This is a genomic window from Ruficoccus amylovorans (assembly GCF_014230085.1).
Taxonomy (GTDB): domain Bacteria; phylum Verrucomicrobiota; class Verrucomicrobiia; order Opitutales; family Cerasicoccaceae; genus Ruficoccus; species Ruficoccus amylovorans.
Map to the genome: position 1 here is coordinate 1 of NZ_JACHVB010000014.1, position 18,105 is coordinate 18,105.

Annotated in this window: 24 protein-coding genes; 17 read left to right on the plus strand and 7 right to left on the minus strand. The window is 53.2% G+C overall.

Translation table 11 applies throughout. The features are described from left to right. Positions 1–52 precede the first annotated feature (52 nt). Positions 53–967, minus strand: coding sequence for an IS3 family transposase (locus tag H5P28_RS04515; RefSeq protein WP_185673678.1), 915 nt, complete (start codon positions 965–967; stop codon positions 53–55). After that, positions 961–1,227 carry a transposase gene (locus H5P28_RS04520; RefSeq protein ID WP_185673679.1) on the minus strand — a complete coding sequence of 89 codons (267 nt, stop codon included), beginning with the start codon at positions 1,225–1,227 and terminating at the stop codon, positions 961–963. Before H5P28_RS04520 ends, H5P28_RS04515 begins: the two co-directional genes overlap by 7 nt. A gap of 97 nt (positions 1,228–1,324) precedes the next feature. Here H5P28_RS04520 and H5P28_RS04525 point away from each other — a divergent pair, with 97 nt between their 5' ends. Continuing rightward, positions 1,325–3,067, plus strand: coding sequence for a hypothetical protein (locus H5P28_RS04525; RefSeq protein ID WP_185674529.1), 1,743 nt, complete (start codon positions 1,325–1,327; stop codon positions 3,065–3,067). Here the strand turns inward: H5P28_RS04525 and H5P28_RS04530 are convergent. From H5P28_RS04530 to H5P28_RS04540, 3 genes are read right to left on the minus strand one after another with little or no spacing between them, the layout of a single operon-like run. Continuing rightward, positions 3,034–3,249 (minus strand): hypothetical protein, encoded by a 216-nt coding sequence (locus H5P28_RS04530; protein ID WP_185674530.1) that lies wholly within the window; start codon positions 3,247–3,249, stop codon positions 3,034–3,036. The two genes, H5P28_RS04525 and H5P28_RS04530, sit on opposite strands and share 34 nt — an antisense overlap. Positions 3,250–3,302: 53 nt before the next feature. Next, positions 3,303–3,734, minus strand: coding sequence for a putative toxin-antitoxin system toxin component, PIN family (locus H5P28_RS04535; RefSeq protein WP_185674531.1), 432 nt, complete (start codon positions 3,732–3,734; stop codon positions 3,303–3,305). Further along, positions 3,724–3,975: a type II toxin-antitoxin system Phd/YefM family antitoxin gene (locus H5P28_RS04540; RefSeq protein ID WP_185674532.1), complete on the minus strand. Its 252-nt coding sequence runs from the start codon at positions 3,973–3,975 to the stop codon at positions 3,724–3,726. Before H5P28_RS04540 ends, H5P28_RS04535 begins: the two co-directional genes overlap by 11 nt. Before the next feature lie 64 nt (positions 3,976–4,039). Between H5P28_RS04540 and H5P28_RS04545 the strand changes: the two genes are divergently transcribed. From H5P28_RS04545 to H5P28_RS04575, 7 genes are all read left to right on the plus strand, one after another. After that, positions 4,040–4,462 carry a hypothetical protein gene (locus tag H5P28_RS04545; RefSeq protein WP_185674533.1) on the plus strand — a complete coding sequence of 141 codons (423 nt, stop codon included), beginning with the start codon at positions 4,040–4,042 and terminating at the stop codon, positions 4,460–4,462. A gap of 82 nt (positions 4,463–4,544) precedes the next feature. Next, positions 4,545–4,964 carry a DUF6900 domain-containing protein gene (locus H5P28_RS04550; protein WP_185674830.1) on the plus strand — a complete coding sequence of 140 codons (420 nt, stop codon included), beginning with the start codon at positions 4,545–4,547 and terminating at the stop codon, positions 4,962–4,964. A 32-nt stretch (positions 4,965–4,996) separates the two neighbouring features. Next, positions 4,997–5,152, plus strand: coding sequence for a hypothetical protein (locus tag H5P28_RS04555; RefSeq protein ID WP_185674534.1), 156 nt, complete (start codon positions 4,997–4,999; stop codon positions 5,150–5,152). Beyond that, positions 5,139–6,188 carry a CHC2 zinc finger domain-containing protein gene (locus H5P28_RS04560; RefSeq protein WP_185674535.1) on the plus strand — a complete coding sequence of 350 codons (1,050 nt, stop codon included), beginning with the start codon at positions 5,139–5,141 and terminating at the stop codon, positions 6,186–6,188. The genes H5P28_RS04555 and H5P28_RS04560 overlap by 14 nt, the downstream gene beginning before the upstream one ends. A gap of 136 nt (positions 6,189–6,324) precedes the next feature. Further along, on the plus strand, positions 6,325–6,828 hold the full coding sequence (locus H5P28_RS04565) for a DUF2924 domain-containing protein (RefSeq protein ID WP_185674536.1): 504 nt from the start codon (positions 6,325–6,327) through the stop codon (positions 6,826–6,828). Then, a complete protein-coding gene (locus H5P28_RS04570; protein WP_185674537.1) occupies positions 6,825–8,351 on the plus strand; it encodes a recombinase family protein in 1,527 nt (508 codons plus the stop codon). The genes H5P28_RS04565 and H5P28_RS04570 overlap by 4 nt, the downstream gene beginning before the upstream one ends. After that, positions 8,329–8,733, plus strand: a complete 405-nt coding sequence (locus tag H5P28_RS04575) for a hypothetical protein (protein ID WP_185674538.1) — start codon at positions 8,329–8,331, stop codon at positions 8,731–8,733. The genes H5P28_RS04570 and H5P28_RS04575 overlap by 23 nt, the downstream gene beginning before the upstream one ends. Positions 8,734–8,803: 70 nt before the next feature. Here H5P28_RS04575 and H5P28_RS04580 read toward each other — a convergent pair whose 3' ends face one another. After that, positions 8,804–10,525 (minus strand): hypothetical protein, encoded by a 1,722-nt coding sequence (locus tag H5P28_RS04580; protein WP_185674539.1) that lies wholly within the window; start codon positions 10,523–10,525, stop codon positions 8,804–8,806. A 210-nt stretch (positions 10,526–10,735) separates the two neighbouring features. On the opposite strand from H5P28_RS04580, the gene H5P28_RS04585 reads away from it, so the two are divergent. The 9 genes from H5P28_RS04585 to H5P28_RS04625 all read left to right on the plus strand — a co-directional run bounded on the left by H5P28_RS04585 (position 10,736) and on the right by H5P28_RS04625 (position 16,187). After that, positions 10,736–11,179, plus strand: coding sequence for a hypothetical protein (locus tag H5P28_RS04585; RefSeq protein WP_185674540.1), 444 nt, complete (start codon positions 10,736–10,738; stop codon positions 11,177–11,179). Positions 11,180–11,241: 62 nt separating this feature from the next. Next, positions 11,242–11,904: a DNA methyltransferase gene (locus H5P28_RS04590; RefSeq protein ID WP_343075468.1), complete on the plus strand. Its 663-nt coding sequence runs from the start codon at positions 11,242–11,244 to the stop codon at positions 11,902–11,904. After that, the gene (locus H5P28_RS04595; RefSeq protein ID WP_185674542.1) at positions 11,901–12,146 is read left to right on the plus strand and encodes a hypothetical protein; all 246 of its coding nucleotides are present in this window, start codon (positions 11,901–11,903) and stop codon (positions 12,144–12,146) included. Before H5P28_RS04590 ends, H5P28_RS04595 begins: the two co-directional genes overlap by 4 nt. Beyond that, a complete protein-coding gene (locus H5P28_RS04600; RefSeq protein ID WP_185674543.1) occupies positions 12,143–12,589 on the plus strand; it encodes a JAB domain-containing protein in 447 nt (148 codons plus the stop codon). The genes H5P28_RS04595 and H5P28_RS04600 overlap by 4 nt, the downstream gene beginning before the upstream one ends. A gap of 111 nt (positions 12,590–12,700) precedes the next feature. Continuing rightward, complete coding sequence (locus tag H5P28_RS04605; RefSeq protein WP_185674544.1) at positions 12,701–13,111, plus strand: hypothetical protein; 411 nt, start codon at positions 12,701–12,703, stop codon at positions 13,109–13,111. An 81-nt stretch (positions 13,112–13,192) separates the two neighbouring features. Continuing rightward, positions 13,193–13,738, plus strand: a complete 546-nt coding sequence (locus tag H5P28_RS04610) for a hypothetical protein (RefSeq protein ID WP_185674545.1) — start codon at positions 13,193–13,195, stop codon at positions 13,736–13,738. A gap of 43 nt (positions 13,739–13,781) precedes the next feature. Continuing rightward, positions 13,782–14,987: an AlbA family DNA-binding domain-containing protein gene (locus H5P28_RS04615; protein WP_185674546.1), complete on the plus strand. Its 1,206-nt coding sequence runs from the start codon at positions 13,782–13,784 to the stop codon at positions 14,985–14,987. Positions 14,988–15,505: 518 nt separating this feature from the next. Next, the gene (locus H5P28_RS04620; protein ID WP_185674547.1) at positions 15,506–15,760 is read left to right on the plus strand and encodes a hypothetical protein; all 255 of its coding nucleotides are present in this window, start codon (positions 15,506–15,508) and stop codon (positions 15,758–15,760) included. 1 nt (position 15,761) lies between these two features. Next, a complete protein-coding gene (locus tag H5P28_RS04625; RefSeq protein WP_185674548.1) occupies positions 15,762–16,187 on the plus strand; it encodes a TA system VapC family ribonuclease toxin in 426 nt (141 codons plus the stop codon). Positions 16,188–16,191: 4 nt separating this feature from the next. On the opposite strand, the gene H5P28_RS04630 is transcribed toward H5P28_RS04625, so the two are convergent. Continuing rightward, the gene (locus H5P28_RS04630) at positions 16,192–18,105 is read right to left on the minus strand and encodes a DUF6880 family protein (RefSeq protein WP_185674549.1); all 1,914 of its coding nucleotides are present in this window, start codon (positions 18,103–18,105) and stop codon (positions 16,192–16,194) included.

Genomic DNA, 18,105 nt, shown 5'->3' on the forward strand with positions numbered 1-18,105 from the left:
TGGTCGGCCCCCACTTTTCGTACCAGAGCGATGAGACGCTGGCTGGGTAGGATTATGTTGGTTGGGTTATGGTTTGCGGGAGTGCTTGGTGCAGTGAGCCCGTAGGGCGAACGGAGCCAAGCACTGCCTTGGTTTGATGCCAGAGTTTGGCAAAGGCGTCGGGGGATATAAAGCCCAAACGGCTGTGCGGATGCTGGCTGTTGTATTTGCGTCGCCAGTTTTCGATGACGACGCGCGCTTCGGTCAGGGAGAGGAACCACTCCTGCTTGAGGCACTCGTCCTGCAGGCGGTTGTGGAAGCTCTCCACGTGAGGGTTTTGCCAGGGCGAGCCCGGCTCGATGTAGAGGGTTTTGATGCGTTTGGATTCCAGGTAGTCCTTGGTCGCCGTAGCGATAAACTCCGGCCCGTTGTCGGAACGGATGTGCTCGGGAGCACCGTGCTTGGCGATGGCTTTGTCCAAGGCCGCGACGATGTCGGCTGACTTCAGCCCGCGAGCCACCGTCAGGCTGATGCACTGGCGGGTAAACTCGTCGATCAGACTGAGCACCCGCAGAGGCGCTCCATTGTCGGTGCGATCCGCCACGAAGTCCCAACTCCACACGTGCCGCGGATGCGTCGCCGCGGTCGGGATCTTGCCGGTGGACTTGCCCTGACGCCGTTGCCGGGGGCGCGGCGGCTTCACGCCCAGCCCTTCAGCCCGGCGTACCTTTTGTACCAGCTTGCGGCTGACCTGCCAGCCTTCGTTGGCCAGCAGCGCTCGTACGCGACGATAACCGTAGCGCGGGTTGGTCCGGCTCACCGCGATGATCGCACGCACGAGGCGAACCATCTTGTCGGTGGCGGTTTTAGCCCGGTAGCAGAAGCTCGACCAGTGCAGACGAAGATACCGACAGGCGGCCCGTAACGAGCACGTTCCCGACTCGGCCACCTCGCGCACCGCTTCGCGCTTGTGCCCCGGGCTTACCATTTTTTTGCGTTTACCTGCTCCAGTACTTTGATGTTCAAAAGCTGGTCGGCCACCAGTTTCTTCAGCTCGGCGTTCTCGCGCTCAAGCTCCTTCAGACGCTTCACATCGCGCAGCTCCATCTGTCCGTACTTGCTCTTCCAACGATGGAAGCTCGCTTTGCTCACATTGTGCTCGCGGCAAACATCGTCCACGCTGCGGCCTTCGTCTGCCTCGCGCAGGAGCGCCACGATTTGCTCTTCGGTGTATCTCTTTCGTTTCATACTTCTGGTCGGGTTCTACCCGCCAGGGTCTCAAACGCAATGGTACGATTCTAGGAGGTCACGCCAGGTCCATCTGGCGGAATTCGCTTCAGAAGGATTGAGCAAAAGTGTGGGCTTTGTCTTTGACTGGTATGTGCTGGTGGTGCGGCTTGATGCCTCCATCCACCTGTCATGGATTCTGTTTTCCATCGGACTGCTCGTGTTGGCCGGTTGCGCCATCTATGCCGCCTGGCGGTTGCCGGTACGGGAACGAAGCCTGGGAAGCCTGTTCTTTCGGGAGCCCCTGGCATACGGCTGGATGAAAGCAGTACGGACGATCGGGCTCCTGGCGATTTTCTGCGTATTTTTCCTCAGCGTGTTTAACCGGCTGATTGAATGGCTGGCAATCGCGGTGGACTCGGCTCTGTTTGTGATGGCAGCCGTCATCCTGCTGGCTCTGACCTTGTCCATGCTCGCCCATCATCATGGCAACCATGCCCGGCGGTACTGGGACGCGTTGGGAGAGGCCTTGGCAGACAGCTACCTATTGTGGCTGGCATTGCCCTTGGGTCTGATGGCGGTATTACGTCCGTTCCTGCCCGAGGGAATCGTTGCGTGGGGACTGGGGGCAGTCACGACGGTCATTCTCCTTACGCTGGGCTTTGTTGTCCTGCGCCTGCGTAAGCTCCATGAACTGGACGAGCTGGAGCGGATCCCGGTTGTCCTGGACCACCTCTACGAGAAATTTATCCGGCTGATGCGTTATCCACGAACCCTGCCTCTCGCCTTGGCCGGATTGCCTGTTCTGCAACTGGTCGTGGAAATCGTCCTGACGGTGGTTCCAAACATTACCGGACAAGGTTCACATCTGTACGGATCCGGCGTGGACCAGACCCTGTTTTCGCTCATGGGGGATACGGGGCTGATTTCACAGCAACTGTTCATTATGAGCGGTTGGGACGCGCTTCTGCATGCGTGCGGATACCTGGCGAGCTTCATCGGGCTGGTGGCCTTATTGCTGACTCCGGTCTGGCTTTGGTCGCTGGCTTACGCGAACCGGGGCTCAGGGATTGCCAGCGGCTCTTTGTTGTCCGGCAAAACAGCTCATGCCAGCCGTGCGCTTCGAACGGGACGGTGGTTATTGGCGATCGCTCCGGCCTGGGGAATGTTTTACTGGTTGCATCCGATTTTGCGGATTGAGCCGTTGCTGGATAGCGGCAGCGCGGGCGTGCAGTTTATCCCGCAATTGATTCAGATGGGCTCGACAGCCTACTGGGATTTGGAGATCGCATTCTCCGTGATGCTCTTGTTCATCATTTTGCTGAACGTGGAACGGGCCGGGGACTGGGCGATGTACATGGCCTCAGGTGTCAGTGTCACCTTGTTGACCGGGCTGTACTTCGTTCCCTTCGTGCAATCGCTGGCCGGGGAAGTCATTGCGCTGATGCACTCCGGCGTTGGCCAAGGCTGGATATTTATCACATTGGGAATCCTGTTGGGCGTCCTTCAGGGGATTGACATTGCTCTGGTGTACCTGATCGGAGGAGCCTGTTTCGTCTTCCTGCTTCTACCGGAGAACCTGAAACAACGGCTCTCCGCATGGCTGGCAAAGTTGCCGGTCTTTCGGCATGTGTTCGAATTGGCCGACCGACGACATTTGCTGGAGTACTACGATGAGGCTCGTTCGCGTTTCGCCGGAAACCTGGTCCATCATGTCCGGCACTACATGCGCCGATGTTCTGCCGAAGGTGTGCCTCCATCCGAACAACTGCGTATCCTGTTAGAGCATGGCTATCCAGAGCGGGTGGTTGAACTGGCTTCAGCTACTCACTCCGCGTCGAGATCATCCAAGTGCTCCTGAATAGAAAGTACGGCTTGGCGAATTGACCGACCGGCTTCGCCGAGGGCGTGGCTGGGGATTTCTACAACGGCTGCCGTTTCCTGATCCATGCCTTCAAACATGGCTGCCCATGCCAAAATTTTGAGAACGTCAGCGTCAATTTTCTCCCGGACGATTTTTAGTTTCTCCTCTCCGTTATCCATGCCACGCACACAGCGGGCAAGCCTTGGCGGAGTCGAGCCCGAAAGGGGAGCAATCAGAGGGCGGCGTCAGACCCGTAGGTTTCCAGAAATTGTGCCGCAGTCAGGATGGGGACGCCAAGATAGGGGTGCAAGACGAGCAAATCCTTGTCGCCCGTGATAATGGCGTGAGCCTGGCCGTTTAGGGCGACCTCCAGAATCATGTCGTCCTTGGGGTCGCGGCAGGCTTGAACCCGGCGGGTGATCACCACCTCCTGGCCGATACGGTGAAGCAGGAGCAGGAAGTGCCTTCGCTCGGGCAGGGTGAGGTAGCGGTCGAATTTCGGCCTTTGCAGGACTTGACCCAATTCGGTGAGGCTCTCCTTTGAAAAGAGCAGCGTTCCGCAGGCGAGGGCACAGCGAACAGCCCGGGCAGATGCCGAATCCGGCAGGAGCAGTCGGCTGATGAGGAGATTGCTGTCGATGACAAAGCGTTTGCTATCGCTCATCGCTCAGCAGTTCCTGAAGCTTGTCTTCCGTCAGCCCGGCTTCTTTGGCCCGCAAGCCGATGGCATCGCAGAACTCGTCAAATTCACGCAAATTCAAGGCCCGCAGGCGGTCGTATTCGTCTGGAGAAATGACAATGGCCGCCGCCCGGTTGTGACGCTGGATCAGGACCGGCTCGACTTGTGCGGTGTCCAGCACACGTCCAAGAGACTGCTTGGCTTCGTTGGCGCTAATGGTTCTCATGGCTAACTTTAGTCTAAAATGGATGAATTAGATGAATTTGTCAAGGGGGCTTGGAATTCTTGCCGTGTTGACCGAAGGCCGTGAAGCGGGCATACAAGCTGGCATGTTTCCCTCTATCAATCGCAGTGTGGTCATTATTACGCCGAAAAAAGCCTATATCGAGTGGGCGAACTCGTGTGCAACGCTGGAGGATGAGCCGGAGTGGGGGCCGGATGACCTGACGGGAAATGCCTATCTGATGGAAGAGAATGCCACCGGCAGCGACGACGAATTCCGGTATTATGTAGAAAAGCACTGGCGGGACATCGCCGATGAGGAATTTATGGCTTGGTGCACCGTTGAAGATACCTGGCCCGAGCTACGTAATGTCGCCGATTTCGAGCGGTATTTTAAATGGGAATGCCGGGAGCTGGTCTTCGACTTGGCCGATGATGACCTCGTGCTCGAGGATGACGAGGAGGAGTTGCCGGACTTTTCTGCCAACTAGCGAAAGACGATAGCGGAAGGCCCCGATACTCCCCAGCGATTCGGAGCAGAGCTTATGAATCATTGCCGGTTACTCCTGTGCAATGAAACAAACACTTGATGCCATCGCCCGCGATATCCTGGGCGTACCGACGCTAAAAACCCGTAACCGGGACGCTCTGGACTTCCATGACGTTGCGGTCTGGGGACTCCACGATGCCCTGGCGCAAGCCTACCGTAACGGGCTTGATGACCAGGCTGAGGTGCTGATGCATAACCACCCGGTACGGTTCTGGGGATTTACTCCCGAATCGGTTGTTCGGTTCCTGGCCAAACGTGGCGGGTTCTCCGCCATGGATGCGGCTGCCGCCTTGCGGTCGTGCGGGATTGAGGTGACCCCCGATTACCTCGACCGTACATTGAGCGATGAGAGCCTGCCGTACGCAGTATTGTCGATGAGCCAGTTACAGGCACTGCGTGAACGGGCGCAGCTCTATCAGGACCATGTCCGGAAGTATTTCTGAAATAATACGCATGGTTCCGCCGCTTCATCAGTATGGAAGCGAGCGAGAGCAGGGAGGAGAAGATCGTTCATCCCACGATTGTTTCAATCCTGGTCTCTGGGCTGTGCCGCCTGGATGAGGCAGCCGATCGTGAGAAACTCATCGCTCTGTGGGAAGAGGAGGAGGTGATCTCCGATGAGCTACCATGAGCGTGAAGAGCTGGATAGGCTCAAAGACCGGGTGAGTCTTTCGGACTATCTGGCAAATGTGGGGATTGAACTCAAACCGGCAGGCCATTTGTTGCGTGCCCATTGTCCCTTACATGAGGATGCGACACCGTCGTTTTACGTTTGGGATGACAACTCGTTCTATTGCTATGGCTGTCAGACTGGCGGTGATGTATTCACACTGACACAAAAGCTCTACGACCTTTCCTTTTCTGATGCGGTTGATCGCGTGCGAGAGTACGCCGGAGGCTCGAATCCTTTGCCAGCCCCTGTCAGGACGGTGTTACCAACTGCACGAAAGGCTTTGCGGGAGACTGACCAATCCTTGCTGGAACGGGTCGTGAACAGCTACCAGTCGAAATTGCAGGGTAGTGATGCTGCGCTGGCGTACTTGCATAAACGAAAAATCAGCGACTCGGTGGTTGAGCGGTTCTCGCTGGGGTATGCGTCAGGCTATCTGGCTCAGTCCATGCCTGCTGAGATCGATCATCTGTTGAAACTGGGATTGATGCGAAAACAGGGGAGCGATACGTACTACGGTCGTGTCACCGTACCGGTCTATGATGTATCAGGCAAGGTCAGTCAGCTTTATGGCCGCAGCCTGGGGGATGCCAACAAGCACCGCTATCTACCATTTCCCCATACGACATTGTTTCATCCAGACGCGTTGAATGAATCCCGCATCATCCTCTGTGAGTCGATTCTCGATGCACTGACCCTGCACAGCTACAGTTTTGATAATACATTATCAGTTTATGGAGCCAGAGGCTTGAAGGGACGCTTTGTCGAGCAGATTGCAGAGGCCGGTGTGCGCAAGGTGATGCTTGCCTATGATGCCGATAAGGCCGGAGATGAAGGCGCAAGCAAGGCGGCGGGTTTGTTGCGTAAGCGGGGAATTCTGTCGTACCGACTGCAATTGCCCGAAGGCATGGATGTGAATTCAGTTGCGATGGAGTCCGAGGATCCAGGCAATGAACTGAACCGTCTTGTTCGGGATTCTCGACACAACCGGATATGAGTTCTGCTCAGTATTTTGAAATCCCCGTCTCGTTTCCGCCGCTAAGTGTGTAACGGCAGGGGATTGTGGTTCTTCCTTAGGGAAAGTTTGAAAACGGTTGGGAAAGGACTTGCGCCCCCTGCGAACCCAAGCGGATATGCTCAAGATGAAGGAGATAGTATCAAAAATAGATTTAAAGGTTTTAGCTCGTGAGCTTGATCGGCTTTCGGTTGGGGCTTTGCGGGAGCGCTTTTTAGCGGTGATGGGATATCCGAGCAAATCGCGGAATCGTTCCTTTCTGGTGCGAAAAATCCTCTGGGGAACGCAGGCGAAGACGACGGGGGATATTTCCGCATCGGCGAGGGAACTGGCAATCAGACTGGCTGATGAGCGGGATGTGATTACCCGTTTGCCTGCGGTGGAATTACCCGCGCAGGTTTCGAAACGCAAAAAGGCGTACCGCTTTTCTCCCACCCATGACAGCCGTCTTCCGGTCCCGGGAGCGGTATTGATTCGTGAATACAACGACAGGCAAATTCGTGTCACGGTAGGGGCCGATGATTTCGAATTCGAGGGCAAACGGTACAAGTCGCTTTCGGCTATCGCTCGTGAAGTGACCGGGGGCAGCTACAACGGATTTCTATTCTTTAAACTCAAATGATCGCGCCAGCATCAACCAAACCGCTTCGGTGCGCCATCTATACGCGCAAGTCTGTCGACGAGGGTCTGGATCAGGACATGAACAGCCTGACCGTCCAGCGTGAGGCCGGCGAAGCCTATATCAAGTCACAGAAGGGGGAAGGGTGGCTTTGCCTCCCCGACCCGTATGACGATGGCGGATATTCGGGGGGCAATATGCAGCGTCCGGGCTTGCAGCGTTTGCTGGTGGACATTCGCTTGGGCGGTATTGACTGTGTGTTGGTCTATAAGGTGGACCGGCTCAGCCGAAGCCTGCTGGACTTTGCCAAATTGATTGAATGCTTCGATCAGCACGACGTCATCTTTGTCAGCGTCACCCAACCGATCAGTACCTCAACCAGCCTGGGGCGCTTGACCTTGGGGATTTTGATCAGCTTCGCCCAGTTTGAGCGTGAGCAGATTTCAGAGCGCACCAAAGACCGGATGGCCTCTGCTCGGCGTAAGGGGCGTTGGGTAGGGGGACGTCCGCTATTGGGCTATGATGTCTCGCGGGAAGAACGGGCTCTTGTGGTAAACGAGTTGGAGGCGCAGCAAGTTCGCCGGATGTTTGAGTTGTATCTGAAGGAGCGCTCGCTTACCCGAACGGTGGCATGTTTGCAGGAGGAGGGCATTTGCTTGAAGCGCTGGGTGACGCGTTCGGGCAATAGCTCTGGCGGGGGGCCAATCAATAAGAACGGACTCCATCGACTGCTGAGCAATGTCGCCTATGTCGGCAAGGTTTGCTATGAAGGCGAGACGGTCGAGGGGGCGCATGAGGCGATTGTAACCGAGGAGGTGTTTGAGGCGGTGCAACACCAGCTCAAAGCGAATGATCGCAATGGTGGCGTGCGTGTGCGCAACAAGCACGATGCCTTGCTGCGGGGGCTGCTCACGTGCCGTCATTGCGGAACAGCCATGACACATACGTTTTCAAGCAAAAAATCAGACAAGGTCTATCGCTACTATGTCTGCCAGCGGGCGATGAAAGAGTCCTGGTCGGTCTGTCCGTCCAAGTCAGTGGTAGCCGGTGAGATTGAAGCATTCGTGGTCGAGCGGATCCGTGGGCTTGGCTCAGATCCTGCGCTTCAGGAGGAGGTTATTGATGCGTTTCTTTCCCGCCAGTCAAAGGCTCGCAAACTTTGCGAGAAGGATTTGGCAAACATGCAAAAGCAGTACCGTAAGCTCCAGCAGGAGATTCAGCATGCGATCGAGAGACAGATGGGCGCGGCTGAGTTTTCCTTGCTGGAAGATAAGCGCAAAGTCTGCGAGTTGGCGTTGCAGTCGATCTCGGTTCGTCTTGAACGCCTGCAGGGGAACTGTTTGAACCGAAACGGCATCATCCGTGCGTTAAGCCTGTTTCATCCGGTCTGGGAAAAGCTGACAACGCCGGAGCGTTGCGATCTGTTGGGCTTGCTGATTGAGCGTATTGCCTATGACGGTGAGGCAGGCGAGGTGGAAATTATCTGGAAGGAGGAAGGTATCCATGCATTGCTCGAAAACGAATGACGGCGGGAATGTCCGCAGCGTATTTTTATTTCAGTCGCGCAGACGACGGCACGCTGAAACCACGCCGATATGCCAAGAACGTTCCCCGGTTCGCCTGAGTCGATTGATGGCGCTGGCGATTCGCTTTGAGGATATGCTTCGCGAGGAGGACGTTGTGGGGTACTCGGAACTTTCGGCCCGCTATGGCGTGGACCGGGGACGTATCTCACGCATTATGAACCTGCGTTTGCTGGCTACTGATTTGCAGGAGAAATTGTTGTCGCTGGAGGACGGGGAGACGGAGTTGAGTCTCAAGCGGTTGTTGCCGGTTTGTAAACTTCCGATGTGGTCTGAGCAGCGGGTGGCTTTTGCGGTGGTGTACAAAGAGACGAGGATAACGTAGCCTAGATGGAAATTCAGTCCGGTCTTGGGGCAATCAGTCACTTTGCGCGTATTGGAAATCCATCGTTTTTTCAATCTATATGAAAACTGTATCCGTACTGAGCATTCAAGTCACTTGCCAGAAGACGATAAAGGCCGTGGAGATATGGACAACGTCTAAAAGGCCAGTCGGCAGAACTCTGGGAAAAATATGATGGAGAGTGCTTCCTGCCATCAAGAGTTAATTCTCTCCATTTAGAAGGATGATGGTCGAGTCTTCCCGAGCCACCATCAATTAGTGTGGTAACTTTGGGGTATTCAAATGTTGAGTTTGGAATGTGATATTCTTCGATCATGGGGCAATCATTTACCCCGGAACCCTTTGAGCTTACTATGTTGAATATGATCGATGTGCAGTTATCCAGATAGGCTGATTGGGATAAGAAAAATTCGTTTCCCCTGACGAACTCACTATAGTTGGCAATTAGTCGTTGGAACAATTTACGTAGGTTGCTCATCATTTTTGCCTTGTCAGCAAATGACCAAATCCAGTCTCCGTCTCGGGGTCCTAGCGTTTCCCAAGGATTAACAACCTTTTCAACGCCAGCAGCCAATAGGTATTTCAAGGAATCTTCATAGGCTTGCACAGGTAGCCCCCCCGAATCTATACTGTAACTTGAAAGAGGGGGTATGTGTGTCAAACGGAGATATCGAGTCTTTTTAAGTGATTCTTCCATCTGCCAAAGAAATATTTGTCCTACATGATCATTCTCAGAACCCTCGGGAAGGGGAAGGTAGCGAGCACATGCTTCCGGCAATGTCTGGTAGTAGGCATCCTGGAGTTCCTTGAGGCTATATTCTCCTGTCGGATTGATGCCAAATACGTGAGGGAAGCATTCCACAAATTGAGCAAGAATATTACAGGCAGCGTCTTGACCATGAACGACGAGTTGATAGTTCTTTAGCGATTTCTCAATTGGAAGTCTTAAGAATTTAAGTGCTTCTTCCCGCGGATTTTTAAGTGAAGAGCGCTGTGCCCAATTAAAGGCTACAGCTGAAGGATCATCAAAAATCGAATCTGAGGATGCGCTTTCAATACGGAATACAGTTGGTTGCCTAGCCCCAAACGCAATTCGGTGATGTTGGTATTCTACTTTATTCGCTGTGGTATTGGCTATGCCGATTCCATAGCGTGCAGCCGGAGGTAGCACACGAGATCGAATTGATTGAAAATCGCGCTCAAGCAGGGAATTTAGTTCGTTGGCATATTTGTTAAAGTACTGAACATCCAAGTCATTTATGTTATCAAGATCAATATCCCGAGAAACTCTTGCTGCAAGTTTGGGGTATTTTTGAATTCGATCATTATAATCACGAACTATTAATCGCCATCTGTTCAAGTAAGCCTCTGACCTGCCTATCTCATCATCTGCGGTAAACTTGACTGTAAAAGATTGCTGACCATCTCTATATTCAGGCATGCCGCCGAAGATATGACGCCACATTACCTTTTTGTTTGCTGTGTCGACCGCTATAAGAAGCAAGGGAAGTGAAGAAACTTTGCTGTATGCGTACAATGAAATTGGGCAGTTGTAGCTGCTACAACCAGCTGAAGCTTTGCGTATTTGAACATCAAATTTCCCCTCCGGTTTCCGTTCGCTATCGACAATCTCTAAAGTCCCATCGACGTTAGGATACTTATCGCGGGTCCGGATATCTGCCTTAACCTTATCTGCATTCAAGCTAGAAAGCAGCATGGTCACTGCATCTTGCTCGGCCCCGTCAGTTTGTGGATATCCAGCTGGTTTGCACATTTTTTGACTCAACCCTACTACTAATGGTGTCCTCTGATGAGCTTTAGGCAACTATTTTGACAGATGCGTCTGCTAAGAACATGGTCGGTGGATATACGGTAAGCTTCGCAAGGTATCGTTCGCGTCTGCGCCCTCGGGGCTCATGGAGCATCATCTTGAGCTGGTGCAGATGATGCCCGCATGAGACGGGCGTCACCGAGGCGAACAAATATGAGAAAATACCGTATCCACCAAACCATCGAATACATCCGCAGTCAGTTGGAGTTTCCCTTCGACGCTGCCGATGTGGAAGAGCGACTCGATACCGTGCTCGCACACTATGGCGTTGAAATCGCACTGACGCCTGAAGAACGGCAGGAATTCATCCGATACCTGCTACCCCGTGGGCTCGCCTTCGAAGTGGGCGAAATGGCGCGTATCCGCCAAAAACAGGAAGATTACCGGATGGGTGTTCACGTTCCCATCCCGGATGATCGGACAGTGGAAAGGCGTCGAAGCCGCTTCTTTCAACAACACGCTGAACGGCTCAACCGTGGATTGCTCATCCTGATCGGTTGCCTGAAAAGTTCTCCTGTCGGCAGGGCAGGGTGCTTGCGTGCTCCCGTGAACGCAAGCTACCCCCTCGAAGGGCGGCGAGCGGAGTGTGCTGAATGATTCAGGAAACAACGAGAGAAAGAACCCATGCCCCGACAGGGGACGCATGGAATTCGCAGGACTTGGAAGCGTGTTGCCCGGCTTTTGCCGCCAACAAAGTCATTTGCGGAGACTGCATCGATGTGATGCGGACACTACCGGATGAAAGCATGGATTTCGTCATCACCGATCCCCCGTATCTGGTCAACTATCACAGCCGGGATAAACGCTCCTTTGCTAACGATACCAACGCTGACTGGGTGGAGCCTGCCTTCGAGGAAATTTATCGCGTGCTAAAAAACAACAGTTACTGCGTCTGCTTTTACGGGTGGAGCGCGGTGGAACATTTTATTTCTGCCTGGGAAAAGGCCGGGTTCCGTCGAGTCGGTCATTTTACCGCCTGTAAGCGATACTCCTCAAGCCAGCGGCACACAGCCATGTACCATGAGTGCGCATTCCTGTTGGCAAAAGGACGACCGAAGCTTCCCGAACAACCGCTCTGTGACCTCTTGCCTTGGCGATACACGGGCAACCGACTCCATCCCACACAAAAACCGGTGGAAACATTCCAGCCCTTGATTCAGACGTACGCCCCTCCGGGTGGAATGGTTTTGGACCCGTTCGCCGGATCGGGGACCGCGGGAGAGGCTGCCATTCTAAGCGGTCGGGAGTACCTGCTGATTGAGCTGGACCCGCAATACACAAAGGCCGCTCGTGAAAGGCTTGAGCGGAGGTGGGCGCTATGAACAAGAAAGTCGTCATCACCGTCAGCGACGGTCATCATTATCATCCCAGCGTTAAGAAAGAACAGACGTACACGTCCGTCTCTTTTCAAGCGTCCGGTTATGGTGCAGCCTCGCCCTGCGACAGCGAAGACGAGGTCCAGTCGGCCATTGCCTCGTTTCAAGATGATATCCGTAAAGAGGGGGATATCCCCGTTGTCGTCGATAACCGGGTGACGTTGGCACGGTTCGGGGGGTGGGAATGATGTACATCCGGGAAGTGGAGATTCATTACCGGGATACCGATATCGCGGTTGATCACGCGAAGTTGAATGTACCAGAACACGTTGTCGCGTACATGAAGGGCGCGATAGAGTTCCGTATCGACCAGGAGCAGCTCTGGGTGATCCTTCTGGATGCCCGCCTACAGGCGATGGGACGCTTTTTGTGCCATCTGGGCACGGCCTCAGCTTGCCTGATCCATCCTCGGGAGGTGTTTCGCCCGGCTATTGTGGGCTCGGCCTGCAACATTATAGTCGTGCATAATCATCCCAGTGGGGATCCCTCCCCAAGCGATGCCGATAAGGTACTGACCAAACGCCTCAAATCGTGCGGGGAGTTGCTGAATATCCAGCTGCTTGACCATGTCATTCTGGGACGAGCAGAGGTGGATCCAGAAGGGCAGGGGTATTACTCGTTTATGGAGTAGGTGCGTCCTGCTCATTTTTTGATTTCTCGATGGGAATTGGGTGATGGCACAGCTTGTTCTTCAAATGATGAGAACAAGCTGCTCAGTGGAGCGGTTTGTAGAGGTAAAAATATGGCGGATTACTATGCAACAACCAGAAGCAACTATTTTGGAGTAAAAGATGAAAAGGCGTTTCTTGCCTGGGCAGAATCAACGGAGCTTGGCGTCCAACGGCGAGAAGACCCTGATCACGGGAACCTCTTTATGATTTATTCCGATCAAGAGAAGGGAGCTTGGCCCAACTATGTCTACAATGAGGAAAAGGATGATTTCGATGAGGTTGAAGTCATCCCTGAATTAGCAAAGCACCTCAAGGACGGGCATGTGGCCATCCTTCTGGAGATCGGGAGCGAAAAGCTGCGTTATCTGGTGGGGGTCGCCTCTGCGGTTAACTGCCGAGGGGAACAGGTGTATGTCGACTTGGATGCCATCTACAAAAAAGCAGGCAAGCTGGGCGATGTGGTGACACGAGCGGAGTATTGATGCGACCGCAACCACTCGTGTGGTTGGAGAAGCAGCTTGCCATTGGCCTGCGTGTCAATTACTCAATGATTATTTATCACCATGGGAGTCTTTTCTGTAACTGGGTACACCCAGCATCAAGGTTCAGGATTCATGCCCGCTAGGAGAATGGACTATGAGTTCGTCGTGGAACTTAGCAGTTGGAGGGATCATCGGGAGATCCTCAATAATTACCTGGAATGGTATTGCGGAGTCGATTTTGAGAAGAACAAAGCCATTCTTTCACAGATATTCACAGATAGAAACTGCGCCTTGGCGATTGTTACGTTTTACTTAAGAGAGTTGCACCAAGGAATCCACGACCGTTTTGTTCGCAATGCTTTAAGGATTCCTACAAGCCCTCCAGAGGTTGAGAAAAGCACGTACCGTTTGTGGATTATCGGGCAGGAAGAGTCTGAGGTAATGACTGAGAAAAATTGCGCTTGGGAATTGTATAAACAGTGCGAGTGGGGAAAACTTTCCGTAGCGGAAGCCAAGGATTTTATTCGTGAGAAATTTCCACAGCAATCCTTTGACTGGAGTAAAGTCCTTTATCAATTTGGGAAATATGGAGGAAGATATACTAAGCTCTACTTGCGGAGAGACTAAATCTCGACCTTAGTTATTCATAAATGTTTTAATTTTTTCGGTGATGGATGATATTACTTTTCGGCGATTGTTATACGAAGAAGAAAGCGTTTTCTTAGATTTTAAATGTCAACAGTATCCGTTCAAAGATGTTTCTGATACGCAAAAGTCAGAACTCCTCAAAGATATATTGGGTTTCTGTAATGCGAGAAGACCAGGTCTTGATGCCTATATTTTGATAGGTGTAAAAGAGATTCGTGGAGGGCAAAGTGAGGTTGTTGGTATTGCTGAATGTGAGCATTTAAGTGATAATGATATTCAGCAATTTGTGAATACCAAGACCAACCGTCCTGTTCATTTCAGGTATGAAGCATATTGTTTCAGCGAAAAGCAAGTTGGGGTCATTGTTATCGCCGAGCAACAGCGACCAATTTATTTGAAGAAGGATTATGGAAAGCTCAAGAGAGACTGTGTTTATGTTCGTCGTGGAAGCTCGACTGATCCTTCCCATCCTGCGTCGCCGGATGAGATCGCATTAATGGGGTCTGAAAAGTCGACGCCGAATACAAAGATCGATATTTTATTTGCGGAGCCCGACTATGATGTCTCGATAGGATTGGCGTTTCCATTAAGAGGCGAATATTGTCAAATGCCTGATGATGATGACATTCCATTGATTGAACCTCGGGCTACTACGTCTACGTATGGGGGACTAACCTTTGACCTCGGAAATGCTTTTAGGGAACCTATAAACAGCGAGTTCTATCGGGAACTTGCTTATTATGAATATGTGAGGCGTTTGTTTCGCCCAGTGAGGCTTTCTGTGCAGAATACTGGCGAGGTGTCGGCTAAGAATGTCCGTGTTGAGATTGTTTTGGCTGATGATGACGGGGTATTTGCTCTTGATGAGTGCGAAGTCCCAGAACGGCCCCGGAGAAAAGGATCATTTATTTCTACTCCTGTGATAGGGGCGGTTGGGGCTGCAATACGGCGGGAACCAGGGATCGTTGAGATTTCTACCAAGGGTGAGCGTACGTCGATCGAAATTAACTGTTATGATCTTCAGCCTGGAAGGCAGGTTTGGTCAGAGGTGTTTTACATCGGAACACGAAACAATGGAGTTTCTGAGATTAATGGAAAGGTGTATGCGGACAGCCTATCAAAGCCCGCTGAGTTCCGGCTTACAGTTCAAGCAGAGATTCAATTCACCCAAATGACTGTCGACGAGCTTCGTTCTTTGAATGTGCCAGAGAGGGATTATACGGATTAAGATCCCTTTTGGCTGAAATCCGAAGAGAGTTTGGAACGGCCTTGGTTTTTTCCCAGATTGTGGTTCCGGCAGTGCCAGAGGAGAGAACCTGCCGAGAATTTTGCCTCCAAAACGGAGAATTCCGGGGACTTTAAGAAAAAATAGATGTCCCCGGTGGGAGTTGAGAAGTGATAATGCCTTTTCGAACTAGGTGTAAGCCGCTCTCTGTCTGGAGCTTATGTGCTTTGTCTTCTGTGGCCAGAATTGTGGTTCTGTTGAGACATGCTTACGCACTTGGAAAAAATGGGGTTAAGTCCCCGGCTTGCTCCGAACCCGGAGAACCACAATTCAGAGGGGAGCGTGCAGTTTGCAATTATCTGTCTATAAATAACTTAAGTGTTTTTAAGGGGGGGGGCGATTTGCCTTATCGCGAGGATTCCGCTACTCAATTTGGGCTACCGAATATTCAGGATTGTGGTTCTGAGGGGCGTCATTGGCGCGTGCTTGCTTTTTGACCGTAAAACCATATAGTGACCCATATGAAGACGACCTTGGATATTTCGGATGACTTGTTGCTGGAGGCGAAGCATGTGGCGACGAGACGTCGGACGACACTGAAGGCTTTGGTCGAGCATGCGTTGCGTCGCGAAGTTTTCCCGTCGTCTGAGCTGGAGAAAAAGCAGGATGAACAGATTGAAATCGGTCCGCGCGGCTTGCCACAGTTCAAACGAGTTGAAAAAGGACGCGTAAGCTCCGAATCGGTGTACCAACTGATGGAAGACGAGGGCATTTGAGATGTATTTGCTGGATGTGAATATGCTCATTGCGGTGCTGGACCCCCATCATGAGCATCACGACAAGGTGGTGGACTGGTTTCTGGCGAAGCATCGGGATGGGTGGGCGACGTGCCCGTTAACTGAAAATGGTTTTATTCGCATTTTCGGGCATCGCAACTATCCCAACGGCCCTGCTGATACGCTCGTAGCCCGGCGTTTGTTGATGCGTCTGTGCGCGGAACCGGGGTACGTGTTTTGGCCGGACAGCGTGTCGCTGATGGATGAGCAGCGGTTCAAGCGGTTGCCAGACTCAAAGCACCTGACTGATTTGTATCTGCTGGCTCTGGCGGTCGAAAACAAAGGAAGCCTGGTCACCTTGGATCGTCGTATCGATGCCTCATACGTTGCCGGTGGCGAAAAGGCGTACGCTATTCTGACGGCATAAACGCTTAATTTGCCAGGCTGTTGTATTCCTCCCAGAACCTACGCTTGCGTTTGTGCTTTTGCTCGATACCGAGCCAATAGGTCTGGTGAGGGGTGACGTTTTTCCAGTCGGTGATGCGTTTGGCTAATGTTTCAAGCTTGCGGGCGTAACGGGCGGCGTGGCGGTAGTACTTTGACGAGCCTTGGTCGAGGATGGGGTTGAGGTTGGCGCGGTACAGAATGCTGAGGGCGAGCGGGTATTGCTTGCCCAGCGGCTTGGCGAAGTCGAGAAGCGAGGCGCTGTATTCGCCCTCAATGCGGTCAGCGTTGTTCTCGATAATGTCGGCGGCGGTGGCCAGATCACGAGTCCGGGCGAAGTACGTGGCCTTGGTCAGCGGGCTGAAATTTCCCTCGAGAACGACCGAACGCATGCGTTTGCTTGCTTCGTCCCGCTCAGATGGAGGGATGTTGTCGAGGTAGTGTCGTGCAGACTCGAACGATGCAGACTGTTCGAACCGCTTCCAGTACTCGGTAGCAACGGCTTCTGTGTTGCCGAGCGCCTCATGGATTTCAATTAGCAGGTCACTGCGCGTGGAATGATGGGGACAAGTGTGTTCAGCCGGAATTTTGCTCAGGGCGATCTCCGGTTTGCCGCAGGTTAGGTAGACCTTCGCAACGTCGAGTGCCACGAAGGGGGCCTCATTGACTGGCTGTCCGCGCAAAGAGGCTTCTTCGTAAAGCTCAGGGTTGCCGATACTCTTGGCGATTCTCGCCAGGCGATGGCCGATTCCGCCGTAAGCTTTCGGGTCTTCCTTGGCGGTTCGCTCGCGCCATTCCTGGATGAGTTGCTGGAGCGAGTCTTCGCTGAATATGCTGGGGGCTTCGTCGATGAGTCGGCTGCGGGTGCCGTAGTCGTCTCCCTCGTACAGGTCGAAGAATATCTCCTCGGCGAGCTTGGGTTTGTCTGCGGCGATTGAGGCCGTGCCCAGCAACTGGCAGGCACGGTGATAGGTCATGCCGATGGAGCCGTTGGAGTCGTCCGCATTCTCCATGACCGCAGTGTCCGACTGGATGAAATCGTGCAGGGTGTAGAGGGCGACTGTAGGATCGGAAGGGATCAGATCACGTTCGATCACGTCAAGGATGTCGTCCAGCTGCCGGGCAACGCCGTCGCTGGCGTAGTAGTCGATGAAGTCGGACGTATTGGCGATTTCATCGATCATCCCACGCAACTCCGAGGCGAGTTCCTGGGGGTTGTCGCGCTTGAGAAACATCTCCGCGAATTGGGCAATCGTCTCGTTGCCGTCAGCCATGTGATTGATAAACGCGGCCAGTTCCGCAGCGGGGATTTTTTCTAAATTTCTGAGCCGCTCCTTAGAGAGTTCGCATACGGTGAGGGGGCGTGTGCGGGCCGGTGATTCTTTTTCTGCTTTCGCCGCGGGTTCGTCGCTGGCGGGAACGGTGATTTCGTGAATCAGAGCACCGTTGCGCTTGGCGGTCGTGAAGGCTTCACGGATTTCCGCCACCATGTTTTTGCCCAGTGCCACATTATAGCCGCGCACGAGACCATCGCAAAGGATGACGCCCCGGAACGGGTAGAGGCAGGCCTCGATGAGACAGTACTCGGGCATCATTTCCTCCAGCGGTGTGGTCAGGGAATGCACGGCGTAGAACTTGCCCGAGTCGATGTGCTGCATGGCGCAGTACTTTTTGTAGCGCTTGAGGAAGTAGAACTTCCCGTGCACGGCGAAGGGGACCACCGGGTAAAGCGGATTGGAAGCGATACTGTCGCGGGATTTGAAGTCCTCCCACTGCTCGATCAGAGTGTCCCGGGCATCGGCCCAGTCGTTTGTGCCATTGAGGGGAGCCCCTGCGACGAGCGTCAGCAGTTCCTTGTAATGGCGTAAAAAATCGGCGGAGTCTTCGGGTGGGATGAGCAT